22 protein-coding genes are annotated in these 23,659 nt (G+C 65.5%); 6 read left to right on the top strand and 16 right to left on the bottom strand.

The genetic code is table 11. From position 1 onward, the window contains the following. Positions 1-33: 33 nt before the first annotated feature. From argF to K7G82_RS10505, 5 genes are all read right to left on the bottom strand, one after another. Entirely contained in the window at positions 34-963 is a 930-nt protein-coding gene (argF, locus tag K7G82_RS10525; RefSeq protein WP_222989789.1) for an ornithine carbamoyltransferase, read from the bottom strand. Next, positions 960-2,144 carry an aspartate aminotransferase family protein gene (locus K7G82_RS10520; RefSeq protein WP_222989788.1) on the bottom strand — a complete coding sequence of 395 codons (1,185 nt, stop codon included), beginning with the start codon at positions 2,142-2,144 and terminating at the stop codon, positions 960-962. Before K7G82_RS10520 ends, argF begins: the two co-directional genes overlap by 4 nt. 120 nt (positions 2,145-2,264) lie before the next feature. Next, complete coding sequence (locus K7G82_RS10515; RefSeq protein ID WP_246623402.1) at positions 2,265-3,011, bottom strand: hypothetical protein; 747 nt, start codon at positions 3,009-3,011, stop codon at positions 2,265-2,267. Further along, complete coding sequence (locus K7G82_RS10510) at positions 3,008-5,593, bottom strand: TonB-dependent receptor (RefSeq protein ID WP_222989787.1); 2,586 nt, start codon at positions 5,591-5,593, stop codon at positions 3,008-3,010. Before K7G82_RS10510 ends, K7G82_RS10515 begins: the two co-directional genes overlap by 4 nt. A gap of 127 nt (positions 5,594-5,720) precedes the next feature. After that, positions 5,721-6,710, bottom strand: a complete 990-nt coding sequence (locus tag K7G82_RS10505; protein ID WP_222989786.1) for an AraC family transcriptional regulator — start codon at positions 6,708-6,710, stop codon at positions 5,721-5,723. Between the two features lie 120 nt (positions 6,711-6,830). Between K7G82_RS10505 and K7G82_RS10500 the strand changes: the two genes are divergently transcribed. Beyond that, a complete protein-coding gene (locus K7G82_RS10500) occupies positions 6,831-7,142 on the top strand; it encodes a DUF8200 family protein (protein ID WP_222989785.1) in 312 nt (103 codons plus the stop codon). Between the two features lie 176 nt (positions 7,143-7,318). Here K7G82_RS10500 and K7G82_RS10495 read toward each other — a convergent pair whose 3' ends face one another. Then, positions 7,319-8,176 carry an ABC transporter permease gene (locus tag K7G82_RS10495; protein ID WP_425517258.1) on the bottom strand — a complete coding sequence of 286 codons (858 nt, stop codon included), beginning with the start codon at positions 8,174-8,176 and terminating at the stop codon, positions 7,319-7,321. Between the two features lie 82 nt (positions 8,177-8,258). Here K7G82_RS10495 and K7G82_RS10490 point away from each other — a divergent pair, with 82 nt between their 5' ends. Further along, the gene (locus K7G82_RS10490; protein WP_222989784.1) at positions 8,259-8,915 is read left to right on the top strand and encodes a GcrA family cell cycle regulator; all 657 of its coding nucleotides are present in this window, start codon (positions 8,259-8,261) and stop codon (positions 8,913-8,915) included. A 52-nt stretch (positions 8,916-8,967) separates the two neighbouring features. Here K7G82_RS10490 and K7G82_RS10485 read toward each other — a convergent pair whose 3' ends face one another. Further along, a complete protein-coding gene (locus K7G82_RS10485) occupies positions 8,968-9,801 on the bottom strand; it encodes an outer membrane protein (RefSeq protein WP_222989783.1) in 834 nt (277 codons plus the stop codon). 576 nt (positions 9,802-10,377) lie between these two features. On the opposite strand from K7G82_RS10485, the gene parE reads away from it, so the two are divergent. Beyond that, positions 10,378-12,357 (top strand): DNA topoisomerase IV subunit B, encoded by a 1,980-nt coding sequence (gene parE, locus K7G82_RS10480; protein ID WP_222989782.1) that lies wholly within the window; start codon positions 10,378-10,380, stop codon positions 12,355-12,357. A 40-nt stretch (positions 12,358-12,397) separates the two neighbouring features. Beyond that, a complete protein-coding gene (locus K7G82_RS10475) occupies positions 12,398-13,675 on the top strand; it encodes a serine hydrolase (protein WP_222989781.1) in 1,278 nt (425 codons plus the stop codon). On the opposite strand, the gene K7G82_RS10470 is transcribed toward K7G82_RS10475, so the two are convergent. The 9 genes from K7G82_RS10470 to purB form a co-directional block, all read right to left on the bottom strand. Then, positions 13,672-13,962: a hypothetical protein gene (locus K7G82_RS10470; protein WP_222989780.1), complete on the bottom strand. Its 291-nt coding sequence runs from the start codon at positions 13,960-13,962 to the stop codon at positions 13,672-13,674. The two genes, K7G82_RS10475 and K7G82_RS10470, sit on opposite strands and share 4 nt — an antisense overlap. Next, positions 13,959-14,477 (bottom strand): GNAT family N-acetyltransferase, encoded by a 519-nt coding sequence (locus K7G82_RS10465; protein WP_222989779.1) that lies wholly within the window; start codon positions 14,475-14,477, stop codon positions 13,959-13,961. The genes K7G82_RS10470 and K7G82_RS10465 overlap by 4 nt, the downstream gene beginning before the upstream one ends. After that, on the bottom strand, positions 14,474-15,340 hold the full coding sequence (locus K7G82_RS10460; RefSeq protein WP_222989778.1) for a hypothetical protein: 867 nt from the start codon (positions 15,338-15,340) through the stop codon (positions 14,474-14,476). Before K7G82_RS10460 ends, K7G82_RS10465 begins: the two co-directional genes overlap by 4 nt. A gap of 1 nt (position 15,341) precedes the next feature. Beyond that, positions 15,342-16,130, bottom strand: a complete 789-nt coding sequence (locus K7G82_RS10455; protein ID WP_222989777.1) for a LysR family transcriptional regulator — start codon at positions 16,128-16,130, stop codon at positions 15,342-15,344. Positions 16,131-16,134: 4 nt separating this feature from the next. Then, positions 16,135-16,533, bottom strand: coding sequence for a Co2+/Mg2+ efflux protein ApaG (gene apaG, locus K7G82_RS10450; RefSeq protein WP_222990254.1), 399 nt, complete (start codon positions 16,531-16,533; stop codon positions 16,135-16,137). A 17-nt stretch (positions 16,534-16,550) separates the two neighbouring features. Then, positions 16,551-17,759: a trans-sulfuration enzyme family protein gene (locus K7G82_RS10445; protein ID WP_222989776.1), complete on the bottom strand. Its 1,209-nt coding sequence runs from the start codon at positions 17,757-17,759 to the stop codon at positions 16,551-16,553. Positions 17,760-18,257: 498 nt separating this feature from the next. Then, a complete protein-coding gene (locus K7G82_RS10440; RefSeq protein ID WP_222989775.1) occupies positions 18,258-20,486 on the bottom strand; it encodes a xanthine dehydrogenase family protein molybdopterin-binding subunit in 2,229 nt (742 codons plus the stop codon). Then, positions 20,483-20,953 carry a (2Fe-2S)-binding protein gene (locus tag K7G82_RS10435; RefSeq protein ID WP_222989774.1) on the bottom strand — a complete coding sequence of 157 codons (471 nt, stop codon included), beginning with the start codon at positions 20,951-20,953 and terminating at the stop codon, positions 20,483-20,485. Before K7G82_RS10435 ends, K7G82_RS10440 begins: the two co-directional genes overlap by 4 nt. A 254-nt stretch (positions 20,954-21,207) precedes the next feature. Further along, the gene (gene purB / locus K7G82_RS10430) at positions 21,208-22,509 is read right to left on the bottom strand and encodes an adenylosuccinate lyase (RefSeq protein WP_222989773.1); all 1,302 of its coding nucleotides are present in this window, start codon (positions 22,507-22,509) and stop codon (positions 21,208-21,210) included. A 192-nt stretch (positions 22,510-22,701) separates the two neighbouring features. On the opposite strand from purB, the gene K7G82_RS10425 reads away from it, so the two are divergent. Together K7G82_RS10425 and K7G82_RS10420 are read left to right on the top strand one after the other, a co-directional pair. Beyond that, positions 22,702-23,052, top strand: a complete 351-nt coding sequence (locus tag K7G82_RS10425) for a hypothetical protein (RefSeq protein WP_222989772.1) — start codon at positions 22,702-22,704, stop codon at positions 23,050-23,052. A gap of 157 nt (positions 23,053-23,209) precedes the next feature. Beyond that, a complete protein-coding gene (locus K7G82_RS10420) occupies positions 23,210-23,647 on the top strand; it encodes an EF-hand domain-containing protein (protein ID WP_222989771.1) in 438 nt (145 codons plus the stop codon). Positions 23,648-23,659 lie beyond the last annotated feature (12 nt).

Genomic DNA, 23,659 nt, shown 5'->3' with positions numbered 1-23,659 from the left:
GGAAGGACAAAGATAGGCTTCAGTTGGCGCGGTTCAACCGATGCGGCCGAGCGCCCACAGCAGGACGGACTTCTGCGCGTGCAGCCGGTTCTCGGCCTCGTCCCAGATCACCGAGCGTGGGCCGTCGATCACCGCGTCGACCACTTCCTCGCCGCGATGCGCGGGCAGACAGTGGAGGAACACCGCATCCGATCGCGCATAGGCCATCAGCTCGCTGGTCACCTGATAGGGCATCATCGCCGCCAGCTTCTCTTCGGCATGATCCTGCCCCATCGAGATCCAGGTATCGGTGACGACCACATCGGCATCGGCGGCAGCGGCGCGCGCATCGCGGAAGATCCGGATATCGGCGCCGCGCGCGCGCGCCGCCTCCACATAACCGCCGCTGGGATCGTAACCCGCCGGGCAGCCGATCGCGACCGAGAATTTGAGCAGCCCGGCGGCCTCGACGATCGAATGGAGCACATTGTTGCCGTCACCCAGCCATGCCCATTTCGAGCCGGGCAGAGCCTTGCCGTGCTCGATCACGGTCAGCAGATCGGCGACGATCTGGCAGGGATGCGAAGCGTCCGTGAGCCCGTTGATCACCGGCACGGTCGCATAATCCGCCATTTCGCGGATCTTCGCATGATCGTCGGTACGGATCATGATCGCATCGACATAACGGCTGAGCACGCGCGCGGTGTCCGCCACCGTCTCGCCGCGGCCAAGCTGCGTCGTGCCGGCATCCATCACGATGCTGGTGCCGCCCAATTGGCGGATCGCCATATCGAACGAGACGCGCGTGCGCGTCGAGTTCTTCTCGAAGATCATGCCCAGAACATGGCCCGCAAGCGGCGCGTCGCGATCGGCCTGCCCGTTGGGCATGCCCTTGCGCGCGGCCTTGCGGTCCAGCGCATTGGCCAACATCGCGGCGACCGCATCGCCGCCCGCATCGGCGAGATCGAGGAAATGCCGGGTCATTCGACGGTTGCCCCATAGGTGGAAGCGCCGAGCGACAGCTTCTCGATAAACTCCGCGACATGCGCATCCTCGATCACCAACGGCGGCAGGACGCGGACGACATTGTCGCCCGCCGCCACGGTCAGCAGCCCGTGCTTGCGCAGGTGCGCGACGAAGGCACGGCTATCCACCTTCATCTTGAGCCCGAGCATCAGCCCACGACCACGCACGCCTTCGAACAGATCGTCATGATTGGGAATGAACTGTTCGAGTGCCTGGACCAGCCGATCGCCCATGCGATTGACCTGTTCGAGGAAACCCGGTTCCAGGATCACGTCGAACACCGCCTGGCCGGCCGCCATGGCAAGCGGATTGCCGCCATAGGTGGAGCCATGGGTGCCGATCACCATGCCGGCCGCCGCCTTTTCGGTCGCCAGGCACGCGCCCATCGGGAAACCGCCGCCGATGCCCTTGGCGGTCGCCATGATATCGGGCTCGATCCCGTATTGCTCATAGGCATAAAGCGTGCCGCTGCGCGCGACGCCACTCTGCACCTCGTCGAGCACCAGCATCAGATCATGCTCGTCGCAGAGCTGGCGCAGGCCCTTCATGAAGGCATCGCTCGCCGGGCGGATGCCGCCTTCGCCCTGGATCGGCTCGACCAGGAAACCGGCGGTGCGTTCGTTCACCAGCGCCCTGGCGCCTTCGAGATCGTCGAACTGGGCATAAGCGAAACCGGGCAACAGCGGTTCGAACCCGTCGCGCATCTTCTCCTGATTGGTCGCGCTGATCGTGCCGAGCGTGCGGCCGTGAAAGGCGTTGGAGAAGGCGATCAGCTCATGCTTGTGGCCGTTGCCCTTGACGTGATGATAGCGGCGCGCGGTCTTGATCGCGCATTCGACGGCTTCCGCGCCCGAATTGGTGAAGAAGACGGTGTCGGCGAAGGTGTTTTCCACCAGCCGCTGCGCGAACGCCTCGCCCTGCGGCGAACCGTAGAGATTGGAGACATGCATCAGCGTCGCCGCCTGATCCTGGATCGCCCTGGTCAGGTGCGGATGGCCGTGCCCCAGCAGGTTCACCGCGATGCCGCTCGCGAAATCGAGATATCGTTCGCCGCGTTCGCCGATCAGGTAGCACCCCTCGCCTCGGACCGGACGCACCTCACTCCGCGGATAGACGGGCATGAGAGGCGTGATGGTCATCGCTTGGGTACTCCTCCTTGAGATCGGCAGAAACGCAAAAAGGCGACCCGTGACGGTCGCCTCGCGCGCAGCGCGCTATACAGGCGCGCACGCGGCTCAACAACCCCGCCTGTTTCCGCTTCAGCGCGCGATGGCGGGGATCGGCGTGGAGACCATGCGCGCCGCCTTGCGATCGATGCTCCATAGCGTGCGCGGCGCCACGGGATCCCAGTCGATCGCCTGTCCGGGCGTGGACACCGGAAGCGTCGCGACCAGTTCGAGCCGCGTGCCCGCCTCGGGCAGCCGCAATGCATAGATTTCAGGCCGGTCATGGCCGCTCACATAAAGCAGCCCGTCATCGCCCCACGCCGCTCCGGACGCGCTTTTCGGCGCGAAGCGCTCGAGGACAGCGCTCGGAAACAGCCAGGATTCGAGCGGGCGGAACGCCGCATCCATCTTCACCAGCGTGGTGAAGCGATGGTCACGCCCGGGCTCGCCGCCGCGATCGTCATAATTGGCGAACACCGCCCACCAGGCGCCGCGATGCCAGTCGAGCACGGTCAACGATCCGTACATCCGCCCCAGGCTGTGGGTGCGGATATGGCGCAGCGTCTTCGCGTCGAAGATCTCGACGCTGCTCGCCATCGGCACCTGCGGATAGTTGGAAGCGGCGCAGACCAGTTGGGCCTTCACCACCGCGCAACTGTTGATATGCGGGAACAAGGCACGGTCGCCCTGCCAATGCGCCACGCGCCGACCGCTCAGCTTCTCGTATTTGCCGATCTCCGCATTGTCGATCGCGTAGACATGAGCGGCGCCGGCCGCCACGCCCTGCCCCGCTTCGGGCGCGGCGATGGCGGCGAGCGAAAGGGCGAGCGCGGCGATCAAAAGCGCACCGACGCGCCGGAATAGAAGGTCCGGCCATAACGCTCGTTCTGGATGATCCAGTCGCGCCGGCCGCCCTGATACTGGCGGGTCGGCTCGTCGGTCAGGTTCTGCGCCTCGAAGAACAGCTTGATATTCTCGGTGATCGCGAAGCTCGCCTTGGCGTCCAGGCGGCGGAGATCGTCATTATGCTGATCGGTCAGCGCGTTCGCGCCCAGCGAAATCAGCGCGCGGCCGGTATGGTGATAGGCGATCGACGCCTCGATCGGGCCCTTCTGATAGAAGAGCTGCGCGCCGAAGAGCAATTCGGACTGTTCGGGGAAGGCGGCGGGATCGACGCGGCCCGGCACCGTCAGATCGGAATCGATGAAGGTCACATTGGCTTCGATGCCGAAGCCGGACCAGAAGCCGGGCAGGAAATCGAACTGCTGGCGATAGGCCGCCTCAAGCCCCAGTATCTCGGCACTGTCGCCGTTGAGTTTCTGCGAAAAGCCGAGGATCGCATAAGTCCGCCCGCCATAGGGCGTGTTCAGCAGCGTGTAGCTGCTGGTGTAGATCGGATTCTTGATGAACTTCGCGAAGGCGCCGATCGAGAGCATACCGCCCTTGGCGAAATACCATTCAGCCGTCGCATCCAGCCCATCGGACACATAGGGCTTGAGCTGCGGATTGCCGAGCGAGACCGATCCGTCGAACGTGCCGTCGCCATTGTCCTCGTACGAGATCGCGCCGCCCGGCGTCAGGTCCGAATAATTGGGCCGCCCCACGCTGCGTGTATAGGCGAAGCGCATGACCATGTTCCGCGCCGGTTCGACCCGCACGATCAGGCTGGGCAGGAAATCGGTATATTTGTGGCGCTCGGTCACCGGCACCACCGTCGTGCCGTTCTGGAGCTGGAAGCCCTGGATGGTCAGGTCCGTGCGCTCGACGCGCAGGCCCGGCGTGACCGTGATCGCGCCGAAATCGAGATTGGCCATGACATAGCCCGACGCGATATTCTCATCGAGATCGATGTCGAGCAATGTCGCGTTGGCGAGCGAGGTCGCGGTGTCGATCACGAAATACTTGGCGTTGGCCGGATCCTTGGTGAAGGCCGCGATCGCATCCGCGCCGATCGTCGGCGTGATCAGATATCCGCGTCCCCGGCGCGGATAGGAGGTCACCGGATCGCCCTGGAGATTGAACTGGCCGAGCGTGAAGCGCGTCGCCGCGTTGGCGCCGCGCGCATAGACGGTGTTGTTGGAATCGAAATCCTTGTCGGTCGCCCGATATTTGCCGCCGAGCTTGATGAAGCTGTTCTCGCCAAGCGCCAGCTTGCGCGTCACGTCCAGCCGGCCGGTCCAGATATATTCGTCGCCGCTTTCGTCCTGCACCGTATATTGGCGGAAACCGAGGCCGGCCGGGGTGAGCGGCGTGCGCGGCGTCGCCGTGAACAGCTTGTCCGAAAAGTCGAAATCGACGGCGCCGGGATTGCCACGGAACTGCCAGAGCTCGTTGGGCTCGACCACCCGATTGTGCGAGCGCGCGAGACCATAGTCGAAAATCCAGTCGTCCAGTTCGGTCTTGCCGCCGAGCATGCCGACCAGGACCGATTTTTCCTTATATTCCAGCCGCAGATCCGAACGCTGCTCGGTCACGGTGGAAACACCGGTCACACCATCGGGATTGAGCGTCACGGTGCCGGCGGCACGCTGGGCGGCGGTGGCGAAATCGATCCGGTAGCGCTGGCGATACTCGTTCTCGGTGAACTTGCTGTAGAGGCCGCGAACATAGAGTTGCGTGGTGGTGCCCACGCGCCAGTCCAGCGAGCCGACCGCGCCGATCCGCTCGCGTTCGAGCTGATAGTCGGTGAACTTGTTGTTGATGGGCATGCCGCCGCGCTTCGCGCCCGGATAATCGGCCCAGTCGTCAGGGAAGACGCCGAAGCTCTGGAAATCGCGCTTCGAATAGGCTCCGCCCACCAGGATGCCGAACTGCTCATCGGCGCCGAAGCGGCCGCCGATGCTGATATCGCCACGGATCGGCGCCTTGTCGTTGAGAGTCTGATAGCCGACCTGCGCATTGGCGCTGACGATGAAGGGCTCGCGGAAGTCGAACGCGGTCTGGGTGACGAGATTGACGGTGCCGCCGATGCCCTGTCCGTCGAGATCCGCCGTCTTGGCCTTGGTCACCTCGACCCGGTTGAGAAGCTGGCCGGACACCACGTCGAGCGGCAGCCGCCGCGTATTGCCGTCGGGATTGCCGAGTTCGAAGCCATTGACGGTATAATTGTTGAGATCGGAGGGAATGCCGCGGATCGCCACGTAACGCCCTTCGCCCTGATCGTACTGAACGCCGACGCCGGGCAATCGCTCGATCACCTCGGCGACGTTGCGATCGGGCAATTGGCCGATCTCGTCGGCGGCCGCGACATCGAGGATCCCGATCGCGTCACGCTTGAGCTCGATCGAGCGTTCCTGTTGCGCGCGCTGTCCGGTCACGACGATCTCGTCGCCCGGCGCTTCACCGCCCGCCTCCTGCGCCAGCACCGGCGCTGCCGCCAACATCGCAAGCAGCGAGACGCCACCGGAAAGAATCATGCGCATATCGAACCCCTTTTTTGTCGAGGGGGCCGATAGGCAGGCGCGATTGCAGCGTGGTGTTAGATCGGTTGCGCTTTCATGACGCTTTGACGGCAGCCACCGTCACACAGCCTGTTCGCGAACATGGGGGTCAGGCGGCGTCCGCCGTGGCCGTGGCACTGCGCCCATCCGCGCGGGGATGCGGCTCAGCACGGGGTGGCCGGATCGCCGCTTCCCCCGCCGAACGGCGATAGACGCCGGGCGTCACCCCCGTCGTACGCTTGAACGCCTTGGAAAAGGCGGACTCGTTCTCATAGCCGATCCGGTGCGCCACTTCCGCCACCGACCCCTGTTTCCGGCGCAGCATCGTGCCGGCGCGGAACATCCGCCAGCGCGTCACATAATCGAGCGGGGTCAGGCCGACGCGCTCACGGAAACGCGCGGCGAAGGCGGAGCGCGACATGCCCGCGATCCCGGCCAGTTCCTCGACAGTCCAGCCATGTTCGACGGAGGTATGGATCGCGCTGAACACCGATGCGAGCCGCGCATCGCCGAGCGCGCCCAGCCATCCGCCGGCCTCGTCGCCCGCGCTTTGCGCATAGGCGCGGATCGCCTGGATGAAGAGAATGTCCGCCAGCCGGCTCACCACGATCGATGTGCCCATTTCGCGCCGCCCCGTTTCGGTGGCGAAAAGCTGCAGCGTCGTCTGGATCATTTGCGAACGATCGTCGTCCATCCGCGTCAGGATCAGTTCCGGCATCAGGTCGAACAAAGGCTTCGCGCCCAGCGTGTCGAACATGAACCAGCCGGTGACCACCGTCGCCGGCTCGCCACCGCCACCCAGCCGGACCACATGATGGCTGTGCTCGCGCAGGGCATCGAAGCAGAAACGCGTCGGGGAATCGGGCCGATCCTGCAGTGAATATTGGGCACCGTGCGCGATGACGTAGCAATCGCCGGCCGTCAGCGCGATCGGTTCGCCGCCATCCACCGTCAGCCAGCAGCCGCCGCGCACGACCAGCCCGAACCGCGCCGCACGCCCACGGACAAAGGCGACGCCCCAGGGCGCGCTGCCCTCGATCCGGCAATAGAGCGCGGTATGGGTCCGCATCGCACCAAACACGTCGTCGATCGCGTCCATTCTCAGTCTCCTGGACGATCAGCAAGGAAACACGGTTTTCTACTCATAGATCATCCAGAGTCGCAAGCGTATTGCGCCGATCGCAATCAAACCTGACCCGCACCGAATGGGAGTATCCCGATGAAACGCATCCTTTCCCTCTGCCTTTCCGCGCTCGCGGTCGTTCCCGCACCGGCATTCGCGGCCCCCGCGGGCATCGCGACCATCGGCGGCGATGCGCCCCTGCCCGCGCAGATCGTGATCGACAGCAAATTGTGGCGTTGCGCCGACGGCAAGTGCCAGGGGCCGGCCGATCAGCGACGCGTCGCCGCCGAACGGACCTGCAAGGATCTGGCGCGCAAGGTGGGGACGGTCGAAACCTTCGCGATCGGCGAGATGACGCTCGACAGCGAACAGCTCGCGACCTGCAACAAGGGCGCCAAGGCGTCCTGATCTTCAGCACCGACGGCTGTTCGGCTCGCTGGAGCAGGCCGCGCGAAATCCGAATCGCGCAGCCTGCTCCAGATATTTGTGATCGCATCGTTTTCGCGGAAAACCGGTTCCCACCCCCGCCTACGCGGGGGCAGGCTTTTCCACACGATGCTCTATGGGCCGAATGGCCGTCGGTTCTAGCTTTTGATCTTCCAGCCCGAGCGCAGCAGCGCATAGCAAAGCACGCCGAGCGCCGCGTTGAGCGCGAGCAGCAGCAGCGCGCCGAACAGGATCGGCGAATCCGCCTCGCTCAGAAATCCGTAGCGAAAGCCGGAGATGACATAGAAGAAGGGATTGGCATGGCTGATCCCCTGAAACAGCGGCGCCAGCCGATCGACCGAATAGAAGGTGCCCGACAGCAGCGAGAGCGGCGCGATCACGAAATTGGTGACGGCGGCGGCATGGTCGAACTTCTCCGCCCAGATCGAGGTCAGCACGCCGAGCAGCGCCAGGAACAGCGATCCCATCAGGCCGAACCAGAGGATCGCCCAGGGGTGGCTGGGTGTTACATGGACGCCGGGCCACAGCGCCATAGCGCCCCAGACGGCGAGCCCGACCAGGATCGCGCGGGTGACGGCCCCGGCGCACAAGGCCGCCAGCAGCTCGCTCGTCGACAACGGTGGCATCAGATAATCGACGATGGTTCCCTGGATCTTGCCGACCAGGAGCGAGAAGCTGGAATTGGCGAAGGCGTTCTGCATCATCCCCATGATGATGAGGCCGGGCGCGATGAAATCGGGGAAGGGAACGCCCATCACCGTACGGCCGGAACCACCCAGCGCGACCGAGAAAATCACCAGAAACAGCAATGTCGTGATCGCGGGCGCCCAGATCGTCTGGAGCTGGACCTTGAAGAAACGCCGCACCTCCTTGATATAGAGGGCACGCAATCCACCCCAGTTCACGTTGCGGATCAGCGGCACGCCAGGCTCGCGCCCCATGACGGGCGAGAACCCGCCGGGCGCATCCGTCGTTGAATCGGGGTGGTCGTTCATCGCCTGATCGCCTATCGGCTTCGCATGCAGCCCGCAAGCCGGACGATACGGGCACAGAGATTTGATTTTTTGAGGAGCATCCATGGCCTGGACCGACGAACGCATCGACCAGCTCAAGACCATGTGGGAAGGCGGCATGACCGCCAGCCAGATCGCGGTGGAACTCGGCGGCGTCAGCCGTAACGCCGTGATCGGCAAGGCGCACCGGCTGGGCCTCCAGTCGCGCCCTTCGCCCGTGAAGGAAAAGGACGGCAATCCGCCGCCCAAGAAGCCGGCGGCACCCAAGAAAGCGGAAGCGGCGCCGCAGCCGGCCGCCGCCCCGGCGCCGCGCCCGGCGCCTGCGCCGCGCCCGCCGGTTGCCGCCGCCCCGGCGGCGCCCGCCACCCCGGCTCAGCCCGCCGAACCCATTCTGCGCTCGATCGGCCCCGGCGGCTTCCTGCGCCAGGGCCCGGGCGACCAGCAGGCGCCGATCCCGCCCGCCCCGCCCCGCCGGCTGGTTCCGGCCAAGCCCAGCGCCGAGATCGCGGGCAAGACCAGCCTGCTCGATCTCAATGATCGGATCTGCAAATGGCCGATGGGCCACCCCGGCGAACCCGATTTCCACTTTTGCGGCGTCCAGGTGAATCCGGGCTTTCCCTATTGCGTCCAGCATTGCGGCCAGGCCTATCAGGCGCAGCTTCCGCGCCGCGACCGCCGGCCGCCCCCGCCCCTGCCCTTTGGCGGGCCGCGCGTGCGCTGAAACAAAAAAGGCCGGCGTTTCCGCCGGCCTTTTTCTTTGCCCGTCGATCCGTTCAGAAACGGAACGATGCCGTCGCCCGGATGCTGTGATAGCGGAACTTGTCGTCGCTGCGCTGCATGTCCGTGCCGCTGGAATTCACCAGCAGGAACGGATTGGTCGGCGGCGCGGTGCCGGGGCCGGCACGCACGACATAATCGTCATTGTTGAGATTGGTGTAAAGATATTGGAGGCCGATCGAGAAATTCGATCCGATCTTCTGATCGACGCCACCACCCGCGGTCCACCCCCAGGCGTCCGAATTGCCGTTGTCAGTGAAGCTGTTCGCGGTGTTCGTGGTGCTGAAGCTGTTGCGAACCTTGCCATAGGCGCCGCCACCCGTCGCATAGAACAGCGTCTTGCCATTGGGCGTGTAGCCCGCGCGCAGGCGCAGGCCTGCGCTGTACTTCAGGCTGCGGGTGAGCGTGTAGGAAGCCGGCGTCGTGCTGAACCCGCTCACGCTGTCACGAATATCGTTCTTGCCGAATTCGCCGACCGCACCCAGCACGAAATTGCCCATCTGCTTGTCGAAGCCGACATGGCCGAAATATTCGATTCCGTCCTTGTCGTTGCGGCACGCGGTTGGTGCCGTGCTGGTGGCGGCACCGTTGCAGAACCCCGGCGAGAACGCGTTTGCGCCGCCCGAGGTGTTGACCACATTATTGAAATCGCCGTCCTGGTTGGTATCGAACAGGATCGACGAACCCTGGTCGTTCGGCTGGACCGTCGCGCCGACCGACCCGCCGACGTAAAAGCCCGTCCAGCTGTCTTCAGTCGATTGGGCCATAGCAGGGACAAACGAACACCCCGCGGCGAGAACCGCCGCGGTGGCAAGAAACTGGGTACGCATACGCTACTCCTTACACGCGAAAAGCCCCCTCCCAACGCGTGCGCCGCAGCAATCGATCCACACCGGATTGATCTTTGTTAAAACGTTGCAGTTTTGCCACAATTACCACCGGGCACCGCTTTTATGCGGAGAGTTTCCGACGCACTTCAGAAGCGCATCGATGCCGTCACCTTCAGCCATTTCAACCGAAGTTCGGCATCGGCCCGCTCGGCTTCCCGATCCCTGAAATATCCGGTGTCGGGCGGAAGATAGCGACGCCCCCGATCCGGACGGTTCCGCGCGGCGAATGGATCCGGCCGGTCCGTCATGCAAGGCGATCGGGGCCGGGCATCACGCGCCTTCGCACAGGACGGCATCGAGATCGTGGCGACACGCAGTTGCGGTCGCTTCGTCGGAACGGCATCGGCCGGCACTAACGGCGCCCCGACGCTCATCATCGCCGCCACCAGTGTGAACGCCCGCATTCCCGCCTCCAGCATTTCGGACAGGTTTCGCAACGCACATCGCCGCGGTTTCGATCCCGATGCCCCGTAACGGCGGCTTGCCAGCGCGACTCCGCTCCATCATAGCTAGTTCATGTCCGACGATCTGTTCGCTTCCGTTTCCCAGACATCCGGCAATTACGACGCTTCCGCGATCGAAGTCCTGGAAGGGCTGGAGCCCGTACGCCGTCGCCCCGGCATGTATGTCGGCGGCACCGACGAGCGCGCGCTGCATCACCTGGCCGCCGAAGTGCTCGACAATGCCATGGACGAAGCCGTGGCCGGCCATGCCACGCGCATCGAAGTCACGCTGGAGCCGGGCAACCGGCTGACCATCGTCGACAATGGCCGGGGCATCCCGGTCGATCCGCATCCCAAATTCCCGGGAAAATCGGCGCTCGAGGTCATCATGACCACGCTCCATTCGGGCGGAAAATTCGCGGGCAAGGCCTATGCGACATCGGGCGGCCTGCACGGCGTGGGCGTCTCCGTCGTCAATGCGCTCTCCGTCGAGACCGTCATCGAAGTCGCGCGCAACAAGGAGGTGTTCCGCCAGAGCTTCGCCCGGGGTCATGTGATGTCGCCGCTTGAAAAGCTGGGCCCGACCCAGAACCGGCGCGGCACCAGCGTCTCGTTCGTGCCGGACCACGAGATCTTCGGCGATGTCCTGCATTTCAAGCCGCAGCGGCTATATCGGCTCGCGCGGTCCAAGGCCTATCTGTTCGCGGGCGTCGAGATCCGCTGGAAATGCGCGCCCGAACTGATCGGCGACGACACCCCGGCCGAGGCGGTATTCCAGTTCCCCGGCGGCCTGGCCGACCATTTGCGCGAACAGCTTGGCGGGCGAGAATGCGCGACCAGCGATTTCTTCGCCGGATCGCAGGACTTCCCGGATGCGCAGGGTCGCGTCGAATGGGCGGTCGCCTGGCCGCTCTGGTCCGAGGGCAGCTATAGCTGGTATTGCAACACCATCCCGACGCCCGATGGCGGCACGCACGAAGCCGGCTTGCGCGCCGCGCTCGTGCGCGGCATCCGTGCCTTCGGCGAACTGGTCGGCCAGAAAAAGGCGAAGGACATCACCGCCGAGGACGTGATGACCGGATCGGAGTTGATGCTCTCCGTCTTCATCCGCGATCCGCAGTTCCAGAGCCAGACCAAGGACCGGCTGACCTCGCCGGAAGCGTCGACATTGGTCGAGCGCGCGGTGCGTGACCATTTCGACCATTTCCTTGCCGACAATATGGATCGCGGCAAGGCGCTGCTCGGCTTCGTGCTCGAACGGATGGACGACCGGCTGCGTCGCAAGGCCGAACGCGACGTGAAGCGCAAGACCGCGACGTCGGCGCGCAAGCTGCGCCTGCCGGGCAAGCTCACCGATTGTTCGGCGGACGATCCCGCCGGCACCGAACTCTTCATCGTCGAAGGCGACAGCGCGGGCGGCAGCGCCAAGCAGGCGCGCGACCGCAAGACCCAGGCTATCCTGCCGATCCGCGGCAAGATCCTGAACGTCGCATCGGCCAACAGCGCGAAGATCGGCGCCAATCAGGAGATCGCCGATCTGGCGCTGGCGCTGGGTTGCGGCACGCGCGAGAAATGCGTGCCCGACAATCTGCGCTACGAACGCATCGTGATCATGACCGACGCCGATGTCGACGGCGCGCATATCGCGACGTTGCTGATGACCTTCTTCTTCCAGGAAATGCCGGATCTGGTGCGGCGCGGTCATCTCTACCTCGCCCAGCCCCCGCTCTACCGCCTCGTCGCCGGCAGCAAGAGCGCCTATGCGCGCGACGACGCGCACCGCGCCGAACTGGAAAGGACCGAGTTCAAGGGCAAGAAGGTCGAGGTCAGCCGCTTCAAGGGCCTGGGCGAGATGAATCCGCAGCAGCTCCGCGAAACAACGATGGATCCCAAGACCCGCGGCATGATCCGCATCACGCTGCCCCAGGAATATGAGGAACGCGCACAGGTGCGCGATCTCGTCGACCGGCTGATGGGCAAGAATCCCGAGCACCGTTTCCAGTTCATCCAGGAGAATGCGGCGCAGGTCGACGAAGAGGTGATCGACGCCTGAGCACCGGATCATCGCGCCGTTCCGGCCGGATCGCGCCGCGATGCGGATAGTCGCGGCACTGCTGATGCTGTTCGCCGCACTGGCGCCCGCGCAGGCGCAGGGCGATCCCGACGTGGCGCTGCGCGCCCGCGCCGCCGAACTTCCCGCGATCCTGAGCGGCCGGGCGGACGCAACGACCTATTTTTCACCGGTGTTCTTCTCCGACGTGCCGATGGCGCGTTTCACCGCGATCGCACGCAGCCTGATCGACCAGAACGGCCCGGTCCTCCGCATCCAGAAGATCGTGCCTGAGGGCAATGGCATCGGCACCGTGCAGGTCGGCTATGAACGCGCCGTGGTGACGATCCGCCTTGTGGTGGAGCGTGATCCACCATACCGCGTCGGCGGTTTCCTCGTCACCGGCAGCCAGGCAAGGGACGACAGCCTCGGCAAGCTGCTCGATGACGTGAAGGCGCTGCCCGGCAGCAGCGCCTTCGCCATCGCCGAACTCGGCGACGGCCCGCCGCGCTGGATCCTCCAGCACAATCCAGACCGGCAGATGGCGGTCGGATCCGCTTACAAGCTCTATATCCTGGGTGAGATCGCGCGCCAGATCGCCGCGGGCGAGCATCGCTGGGACGAGGTCGCCAGGCTTGGTGCCGCATCGCTGCCATCGGGGATCACGCAAAGATGGCCGAAGGCGTCGCCGCTGACGATCCACAGCCTGGCGACGCTGATGATCTCGCTGAGCGACAATACGGCGACCGACACGCTGCTCGATATCGCCGGGCGCGAAAAGGTGGGCGCATATCTGCGCGATACCGGCCATGCGGCGCCGGACAAGGCATTGCCGATCCTGAAGACCGCCGAAGCCTTTTCGCTCAAGATGCCCGCCAATGCCGCGCTGCGCGACCGATGGATCAAGGGCGATGCCGATCAACGCGCCAGGCTCCTCGAAACGGCGGCGGCCGACCTCGTCATCGAACGCATCGATTTCGCCAAGCTCGGTAGCATGCCGCTGCATATCGACACGGTCGAATGGTTCGCATCGCCGGCGGACACCACAGCCGTCTTCGATCGCCTGCGCAAGACGGCCGGCCCGGACGCGCTGGCGATCCTGGGCGTCAGCCCCGGCGTCGACGCGCTTACCGCCGCGCGCTTCGACTATATCGGTTTCAAGGGCGGATCGGAGGCCGGCGTGATCTCGCTCAACTATCTGCTGCGCGACAAGAGGGGCCGCTGGTTCGCTGTGACCGGCGCGTGGAACACCGCCCGCGATGTGGAAGGCCCGCGCTTCAACGGGCTGATGGTTCGGGCGCTCGCACTGGTCGGGCGTTAATCGGGATCGGCCGGCCGCGGTGGCGTCGTCCGCAACGCGTGATACATCGCCCGGCGCGCCATGCCGAAGATCATCAGGCCACCGCCCGCCGCAAGTGCGAGGATCGCGCCCAGCCGCCACATCGCCGGATCCTCGGCGCGCTTGCTCGCCAGCGCAAGCAATGCGCCGACGCATGCCAGCGCAATCCCTGCATAACGCGTCTTTCGCGCAATGCCGCGCAACTCACGACGATAATCGGCACGCTGTCCGGGATCGGAAAGGTCGGGCAGTGGCGGCGATCCGGTCATCGCCATTCCGATGCGAGCAAACCGAAGATCAGGCTGTCACGCACGCCGATATGCGTTTCCCACTCGCCGCGCAGATGCCCTTCCAAGCGGAAACCCAGCCGTTCGAGTAGCCGGACAGAGCCAGTATTTTCGGGATCGCAATCGGCGAAGATGCGGCGCAGCCCCATTGCCGAAAAGCCGTGATTGACGACGGCGGCGACGGCTTCCCCGGCATAGCCCGATCCCCAGCGATCGCGATGAAGGATATAGCCGAGTTCGCGGATGCCGGGGCGGTGCTCGCCCAGCACGACCCAGCCAAGCGCGGGGCCGCCCTCGGTGATCGCCCAGGTCAGCCATTCATCCTGCGCGGCATTACCGACCACATAGTCGCGCGTCTGATCGATCGAGACGTGCGGTGGGGAGGACCAGAAACGCATCGTCTCGTCGTCGGACAACACGTCATGCAGCGCATCCGCGTCACTCTCGGCCAAAGGGCGCAAGACAAGGCGGGCAGTCGATAGCAAGGGCAGACTCATGGATTCTCCGGCTTGATCCCGCGCATCTTCGCGACCGAGGTGGCGATATCGGGTTGCGCGCAATAATCACGCTCGAACGGCGTCAGCGGCGCCGCATCGCGGATCTCCGGATCCTCCGGCTCGAGACAACGAAATACGGCCTCCCGATCGCCAACCATGTCGATCGGCATTCGTCCATTTTCTCGACGCGCGATCGGTTTCGCGAGCGCTCTCAAAAAACTGCTCCAACCTTCTCGGTTGTCAGCCGCCTGCTCTTCGTCGCCACCGGCATTCGGTGCAATGACGATACTGGATCGCAACGCTTCCGCATCATCGAACCGCCCCAGTTCCCGAAGTGCGTTGGCGGCGCGCGCACGGAGCGCGATCGATGTGAAATCCGTGTCGCTCACCGGCATGGTGCGCACCATCTCCACAAATTCGCCAGCATAGCGATGCGCCTGTTCTCCGGCGGCATCCTTGTTCTTGGCTTCCCAGGTTGCCGACAGGAGCAGCCATGGCGCCTTTTCCACGTCGCCCAGCGACTTCGCCAGCCAATACGCCAGATAATAGCGGGTTTCACGTCCGCGAAGCGCACGATATTCGTCGCTGATCACGATCGACGTCAAACGCTTCACCTTGGCGGCATCGAAATTTTCGTAGAGCACCAGACCGTTGCCGGGGCATTGCGGCAGGACGATCGGAAACGTGCCCGAACCCATCGGCATGCCGTCCGGCGCAGCCCCCCAGGTGGTGATGCTGCCCAAACTCTGATGCACGAAGCGCTCACCGCCAACCGGGCACTTTATCGTCTTGTCATAAAAGGTACTGGCGATCGCCGGCCCCGCCATCAGCAGACCCGCCAACACACCAACGATCGTCCGCATCCTAACCCCCGAGCGCCGCGACCAGCGCTTTCACCTTCTTCTGACGCCATTGCGGCAAGGGCGCGATCAGCCAATAGGTGAGCGGCGACGGTCGCGCCTCACCCACCAGGGAGACCCGCCCCGACGCGATGTCGCTCGCGGCGAGCAACGCCGGAACGCAGGCGCGGCCGAAACCGGCAGCGGCCGCGTCGATCGCCAGGCCGGCATCGGCGACGCTGACCTGCGCGGCATCGGCATCGGCCGGGCAGCCGGGCCATGAAATCCGGGCATCGGCGCCGTCCGGCGCAGCCACGGTGACGAAACCGCCCTCCGCCAGCGCCACGCCCTCATGCTCGCCCGGCCCCTGGACAAAGCGAATGGCGAGGTCGAGATTGGCTTCGGTGAAGTCGAGATCGCCTTCGGCCGCGATCAGCGTGAAGCGCAGTTCCGGATCGGACCGGCCATATTCGGCCAGCCGAGGGCCAAGCCATTTCGCGGTGAAGTCGCGCGGCGCGGCGATCGTCAGGGATTTGCTGCTCTGCCCCGCCTGCATCGCGCGGACCGATTCCTCGAACTGAAGGAAGCCGGCGCGCAGCGCGTCGAGACCGGCATCGCCCTCCGGCGTCAGTTCCAGCCCCTTGGCGGTGCGGCGGAACAGGACGACGCCCAGCGTATCCTCAAGCGCGCGGATCTGCTGGCCGACCGCCGCCGGCGTCACCGCGAGTTCGTCGGCCGCGCGCGTGAAGCTGAGATGGCGGGCGGCCGCGTCGAGGACGCGCAGGCCGTTCAGGGGAAGGTGCGTACGCTTCATGCCGTCACTCCGCCCCGACCGGCGCCAGCAGCGGGAAGCGGGGAATCTTCACGTCGAAACCCGAACCATCCTCGCCGATCATATGATAGCTGCCCTGCATCGATCCCGTCGGCGTGCTGAGCGGGCAGCCGGACACATAGTCATAGGCCGCGCCCGGTGCGATCACCGGCTGTTCGCCGACGCCCCCCTCGCCCTCCACCGAATGGCGGGCGCCGCGGCCATCGGTGATCACCCAATGGCGCGCGAGAAGCTGGACTGCGGCATCACCGCCATTCTCGACACGGATATGATAGGCCCAGAACCAGCGCCCACGCTCCGGCTCCGACTGTTCGGGCAGATAGCTCACCGACACCCGCACGGTGACGCCGCGCGTGGTTTCCGCATAGGGAAACAGCGCGTTCATCGAGCGGGAGGGCGTGTTCATAGCCCGACCGCGCGCAGCGCCTGGTCGAAATCCTCGATCAGGTCGTCGGGATCCTCCAGGCCGACGTTCAGCCGCAGCATGCCTTCCTCCACGCCCATCTCGGCGCGCACTTCGGCGGTCAGGCCGGCATGCGTCGTCGAACAGGGGTGCGTCATGAGACTGCGCGAGTCGCCGATATTGTTCGAGATGTCGACAAGCTTCAGCGCATCGAGCAGGCCGTGTGCCTGGGCGCGACCGCCATCGAGATAGATCGAGAAGATCGGCCCGCACGCCTTCATCTGGCGCATCGCCAGCGCGTGCTGCGGATGGCTCTCCAGCCCCGGATGCAGGATGCGCGGAACGCGCCCTTCCAGGAAACGGCCGACCTTCATCGCATTCTCGCTCTGGCGATGGATACGAAGATCCAGCGTCTCGAGTCCCTTGAGCACGACCCAGGCGTTGAACGCCGACAGAGTCGGGCCGGTGTTGCGCGTGAAGGGCAGCAGCACATCGTCGATAAAGGCGCGCGTACCGCACACCGCGCCGGCCAGCACCCGGCCCTGTCCGTCCATCATCTTCGTCGCTGAATAGGCGACGACATCGGCGCCGAAGTCCATCGGACGCTGCAGCACCGGGGTGGCGAAGGCGTTATCGACCACGGTGGTGATGCCGTTTTCGCGCGCGATGCCGCACACCGCCGCCATATCGACGATGTCCATCGTCGGATTGGCCGGGGTTTCGAAGAAGAACACCTTCGTATTGGGCTGGATCGCGTCGCGCCACGCGTCGGTATCGCGGCCGTCGATGATCGTCGAGGTGATGCCGAAGCGCGGCATCAGCGAGTCGGTGAGCCAGCGGCACGATCCGAAGGCGGCGCGACCGGCGACGACATGGTCACCCTGGCTGAGCTGGCACAGCAGGGCCGCGGTCATCGCCGCCATGCCCGACGCCTGGCACCGCGCAGCCTCCGCCCCTTCGAGCAGGGCGATGCGCTGTTCCAGCATCTCGACCGTGGGGTTCTGCAGCCGGCTATAGGTCATGCCCTGCTGCTCGCCCGCGAAACGCGCGGCCGCGTCGCCCGCGCAGTCATATGCGTAGCCGGAGGTCAGGAAGAGCGCTTCGCTCGTCTCTCCCCATTCCGAACGCGCGGTTCCGCCGCGCACGGCCTGCGTCGCCGGACGCCATGTTTCGGTGATCGAACGATCCTGGCCAGTCTTTCTTTTCATCGCGCGCCGCTTTGCAGCGCAGAGGCCGGGTGCGTCAATGCGCGATGCGCGTCCGACGCCCCCTGAAAACACAAAACCCCGCCGGGCGGGTTGCCGGGCGGGGCTTTGAAAGGGGGTTTTGGCCAGGCCGGGGATGCTCCGCATCCGCGCCCTGGAACGCTCAGGCGCCCCGCTGGCCTGACCGGGCTTCGATGAGCAAGCTCATCAAGGCCCGGTTCAAGCGGCGAAGATCACGCCGATGGTGAGCGCCTGGGTGGCGAGAACCAGCACGATGCTGATCGCCGTTTCGAACGACTTCATTTCATTTCTCCTGTGAAGCGTGCCCGTACAGGCAGGCGTGCGCGAACACGTCCACCTGAGCGGGTATCTTCTTTCCCTGCGAACTGCGGACATTGCCGCGCACCGCATCTTGTCATGCGGTGAGGTTGAGATAATATTATTTCAAACTATCGCAACTTTGAAACCGGCAATCGCACATGCATCTTTTGCAACCGGGGTTCAGGCGAGTTGTTCGCCGATCGGCAGGCTGCGAATCCGTTTGCCGCTTGCCGCATGGATCGCATTGGTCAGCGCGGCCGTGAACGGCGGCAGGCTGGGTTCGCCCATGCCCCGCGGCGGCGCATCGCTCGGCACGATATGCGTTTCGACCAGGGTGGCGGCCCGATCGATCCGCATCATCGGATAATCGGCGAAGTTGCTCTGCTCCACCTGCCCGCCGCGAATCGTGATCGCCTGCCCCAGCGCGGTCGACAGCGCATCGTTGATCGCCCCTTCGTTCTGCATCGCGACCCCGTTGGGATTGACGACGATGCCGCAATCGATCCCGCTCGTCACGCGATCGACGCTGAAGGCGCCGCCCGGCTTCATCGTCACCTGCACGACATGCGCGACATAGGATCCGAACGAGAAATGGCCCGCTATGCCCCGCCCCGATCCCTTGGGCAGCGGCTTGCCCCAGTCGCCTTTCGCCGCCGCCAACCGCAACACCGCGGCCATGCGCCCCGTCGAGAAGATCGGCCCGCCATGCGTCTCGTAAGGCAGGTCGCGTGCTTCGCCGAGCATTGCGAGCCGGAATGCCAGCGGATCCTGCCCCGCGGCCTCCGCGACCTCGTCCAGAAAAGCCTGCATCGTCCAGCCGTTGATATTATGGCCCGGCGCACGCCAGGCACCGCGCGGCGCGGCGCTGTCGATCGGCACATAATCGTAGCGGCGATTGGGCACGAGCGCGCCGGGATGGTCGTGGATCGCAACCTCCGACGTGGCGAGCGAAGCGATCCCCTGATCGGGCGCCGAGCGGTAACGACGCGATTGGCTGGCAATGCCGTGGTCCCACCCGGTCAGCGTGCCGCCGGCATCGATCGCCGCGCGGAACCGATGCGCACCGCCGGGGCGGTAAAGATCGGTCGCCATGTCGCATTCGCGCGTCCACACAAGCTTCACCGGCACGCCCACCGCCTTCGCGATCAACGCCGCTTCCGCCACCATGTCGGTATAGAGGCGCCGCCCGAAACCGCCGCCGCAGCGCACCGTCACCACTTTCACCTTCTCGATCGGGATACCGAGCACGTCCGCCACGGTGCCCGCAACGCCGACGGGCTGCTGAGTCGGCGTGATCACCGTCGCGCCCTCCGCCGTGACGTGCGCCAGCGTATTCTGCGGCTCCATCGGCGCATGCGCGACCATCGGCGCATCGTAGCGTGCCTCCACCACCTTGGCGGCTGCGGAGAATGCGGCATCGACATCGCCGGTCTGGCTGACGCGATGCCCCTTGCCGGCGACCAGATCCGCCCAGGCGGCGGCGATCCGCTCGTCGCTGTTTTCGGCAGTCGCCCCGCCGGCCCATTCGACGATCAGCGCCTCGCGCCCCTTGAGCGCGGCCCAGCGGCTGTCAGCCACCACCGCCACGCCTTCGGCGAGCGGACGGTTGCGGAATCCGCTGTCGGGCGCGATGGCTGGCAGCCGGATGACATGGCGGACGCCCGGGACGGCGCGCGCGGCGCTGTCATCCACCTTGGCGATCGACGCGTCGAGCACGGGCGCGCGCAGCATCACGGCATGGAGCATGCCGGGCATGGTCTGATCGATGCCGAACAGCCGCTCGCCGGTGACGATGGCGCGCGCTTCCTTCTGCTTCTGCGACGTGCCGATCAGCTTGTGCTCGGACCGCGGCTTCAGCGGCAGCGGCCCCGTCGGAACCGGCCTCCCCGCCGCTCCGCCGGCCAAAGCGCCATAGGCCAGGCGGCGCTTGCTCGCGACATGCACGACAAAGCCGTCCGCGGTGGTCAATTCGCCGATCGGCACCGACCAGCGCGCCGCGGCTTCCTGCATCAGCAGGTTGCGGGCGATCGCGCCGGTCTGGCGCGCCGCGTCGTAACTGGCCGCGATCGCGGTCGAGCCGCCCGCGCCGCCGGCGAACACCTGCGATTCGATCCGCCCCTCGGCAGTGCGCCGGATCGGCGGCACCATGTTCTGCACCGACGTCCTGTCGAACGGGAAATCGAGCTCCTCGACGATCAGCATCGGAATCGAGGTGTTGGTCCCCTGCCCGATCTCGGTTGTCGCGGTGCGGATGGTCAGGCGATTGTCGGGCGTCAGCCGGATATGGAGGCCGATATCGGCGGCGGCGCCATCGATCGCGGCGATCGCGCCGCGCGGCATGGTCAGCACCATTGCGCCCGAAACGGCGGTGACGCGCAGGAAGGCGCGGCGATCGAGCTGGATCGTCATGCCTTGGCTCCCTTCATCAGCGCCGCGGCGCGATGGACGCCCTTGCGCAACCGCGCATAGCTGCCGCAACGGCAGAGATTGTTCAGGCTCTGGTCGATCTCGTCGTCGCTGGGATTCGGATTGCGCGCAAGCAGGTCGGCGACCGCCATGATCTGGCCGGTCTGGCAATAGCCGCATTGTGCGACATCCTCGTCGATCCAGGCCTGCTGGACCGGATGGAGCCTATCGCCCTTGGCCATGCCCTCGATGGTGGTCACCTTCGCACCATCAAGCTCCGACATCGGCGTGGAACAGGACCGCCGCGCTTCACCCGCGACGTGCACGGTGCAGGCGCCGCAACTTGCGATGCCGCAGCCGAACTTGGTGCCGATCAGGTCCAGCTCGTCGCGCAGGAACCAGAGCAACGGCATATCGGGATCGCCGCCATAGCTCTGCTGTTTGCCGTTGACCGTAAGCCTGATCGCCATCGCCGAAGTCCCCTTTCGCAAAGGCTATCGCGCCCGCCCGCGCGGTGCAAATCCGGCGCGGGCGGGCGGGCGATATTATTCGACGAACGACAATGGCGGTATGGTGCGTGCCGCGCAGGCCGCTTCTCGATGTCATCCCTGCGAAGGCGGGGATCCCGCTTCTTCTTTTCCGGATGCTTCACGGAATAGCTGGATCCCCGCTTTCGCGGGGATGACAAGGGTAAGGCGTTTGCGTGAGCCCGGCAACGAAGAGGTTACGCCCCGAACACCCGTGCGAAGATCGTATCGACATGCTTGAAGTGATAATCGAGATCGAAGCGCGCCTCGATCTCCTCCGCCGACAGCGCGGCGCTCACTTCGGGATCGGCCTTGAGCAATTCGAGCAGCGAAAGCTGACCGTCCGATTCCCACACCTTCATCGCGTTGCGCTGGACGAGGCGATAGGCATCCTCGCGGCTGACGCCGGCCTGGGTGAGCGCGAGCAGCACGCGCTGGGAGTGGACGAGGCCGCCCATCCGGTCGAGATTCTTCTGCATGCGCTCGGGATAGATCACCAGCTTGTCCATCACGCCGGTGAGCCGCGCGAGCGCGAAATCGAGCGTGATCGTCGCGTCGGGACCGACATAGCGCTCGACCGAGCTGTGGCTGATATCGCGTTCGTGCCACAGCGCGACATTCTCCAGCGCGGGTGTGACATAGCCGCGCACCATCCGCGCCAGGCCCGTCAGATTCTCGGTCAGCACCGGATTGCGCTTGTGCGGCATGGCGGAGCTGCCCTTCTGGCCGGGCGAGAAATACTCCTCCGCCTCGAGCACTTCGGTGCGCTGCAGGTGGCGGATTTCGGTGGCGAGGCGTTCGATCGAGCTGGCGATGACGCCGAGCGTCGCGAAATACATCGCATGGCGGTCGCGCGGGATCACCTGGGTCGAAACGGGTTCGACGGTCAGCCCCATCTTCTCCGCCACATGCGCTTCGACGCGCGGATCGATATTGGCGAAGGTCCCGACCGCGCCGGAGATCGCGCAGGTGGCGACATCGGCGCGCGCGGCGACGAGCCGGTCGCGATTGCGCGCGAACTCGGCATAGGCCTGGGCGAGCTTGAGTCCGAAGGTGACGGGCTCGGCATGGATGCCGTGGCTGCGGCCGATCGTCGGGGTCAGCTTGTGCTCGATCGCGCGGCGCTTGAGCACCTCGAGCAGCTTGTCGAGATCCTCGAGCAATATATCGGATGCGCGCGCGAGCTGGACGGCCAGGCAGGTGTCGAGCACGTCGGAACTGGTCATGCCCTGATGCATGAAGCGCGCTTCGTCGCCGACATGCTCGGCGACGTTGGTGAGGAACGCGATCACGTCGTGCTTCACTTCGGCCTCGATCGCATCGATGCGATCGACCTCGAACGCGCCGCGCTCCCAGATCGCCTCGGCCGCCGCCTTCGGCACGACGCCGAGTTCGGCCAGCGCGTCGGTGGCATGCGCCTCGATCTCGAACCAGATGCGGAATTTCGATTCGGGTTCCCAGATCGCGGTCATCGCGGGGCGGGCATAACGGGGGACCATGGCTGACCTTCGAATTTCGCCCCATCGCATTTGGGGCACGGTTGTGGACGGGGCGGGCGATAGCAGGGGCCGGACGCGGCATCAATCGAGCCGAGCGCTGGCCTTTTCGATCGGTGCGCGGCAGTCCATATGGGCGGCGCGCGGATATCCCCGGTCCGCGCGCCGCGCCTTGGGACCAGTTGGAGCAGCTTCATGATCCGTCCTCTCATCGCCCTTGCCGGCATGTTGGTCGCGGTACCGGCGCTTGCGCAGTCCGGCGCGGCGGACACCAGCGCCGCGGCGCAGATCGGCGCGGCGGTCGCCGCCGAGTGGCCGAAATATGACCAGGGCGGCAAAGGCCATCTGACCGAAGCCGAATTCGCGACCTGGCTGATCGCCCTGCGCGCCCGTGCAGGCAAGACCGAGGATCCCGCCAAGCTGAAGGCATGGGCCGATGGCGCGTTCCTGCAGGCCGACGCCAATGTCGACGCCAAGGTGACGCCCGAAGAACTCACCGCATTCCTGCAGAAGAAAGTGCGCCGCCCCGCCTCCGCAGGCCGCTGAATCCGAACGGATCGCCCCCGAGTCGGTTTACCCGGACGACGAAGCGTTGCCGCGCCGGAAACCTGTATCCTTACCGTGAGTTGTAGATCAAGTGGCGGAAAAACCGCGATTTCCCTTGATCGCTCCGCCGCGAAAAAAGAGAATCCAGGAGAATGCAATGATACGCACCCTTATGTTCGTCAGCGCCTTTGCGCTCGCCGCGCCCGCCTTGGCTCAGGAAACCCAGCCGCCTCAGGAGCCGGCGACCGAAAGCACGGCCGCTCAGCCACCCGCGGAGGCGCAGACAGCGCCTGAGGCCGCTACGCCGAGCACGACCACGACAGCGAGCCCGGCACAGGCGGCTCCCGCCAACAGCGCAAACACGGTGGCGGCGGTGGTCGATAACGACTTCCCGGCCTTCGACGCCGACAAGAACGGCGAATTGAGCAAGGAAGAATTCGCAGCCTGGATGACCAAGCTGCGCGCCGCCCAGCCCAACGCGGCTGCGGCAAGCACCGACAATTCGGCATGGACCGAGGCCGCCTTCGCCCAGGCGGATACCGACAAGAGCAAGTCGGTCAGCAAGGGCGAGTTGACGACCTTCCTCCAGGGCTGATCGGTCACCCCA

Origin of the sequence: Sphingomonas colocasiae (genome assembly GCF_019880585.1) — a bacterium.
Lineage (GTDB): Bacteria > Pseudomonadota > Alphaproteobacteria > Sphingomonadales > Sphingomonadaceae > Sphingobium_A > Sphingobium_A colocasiae.
Note: the sequence above shows the minus strand (reverse complement) of the source record. Positions and strands in the feature narration are given on the sequence as shown.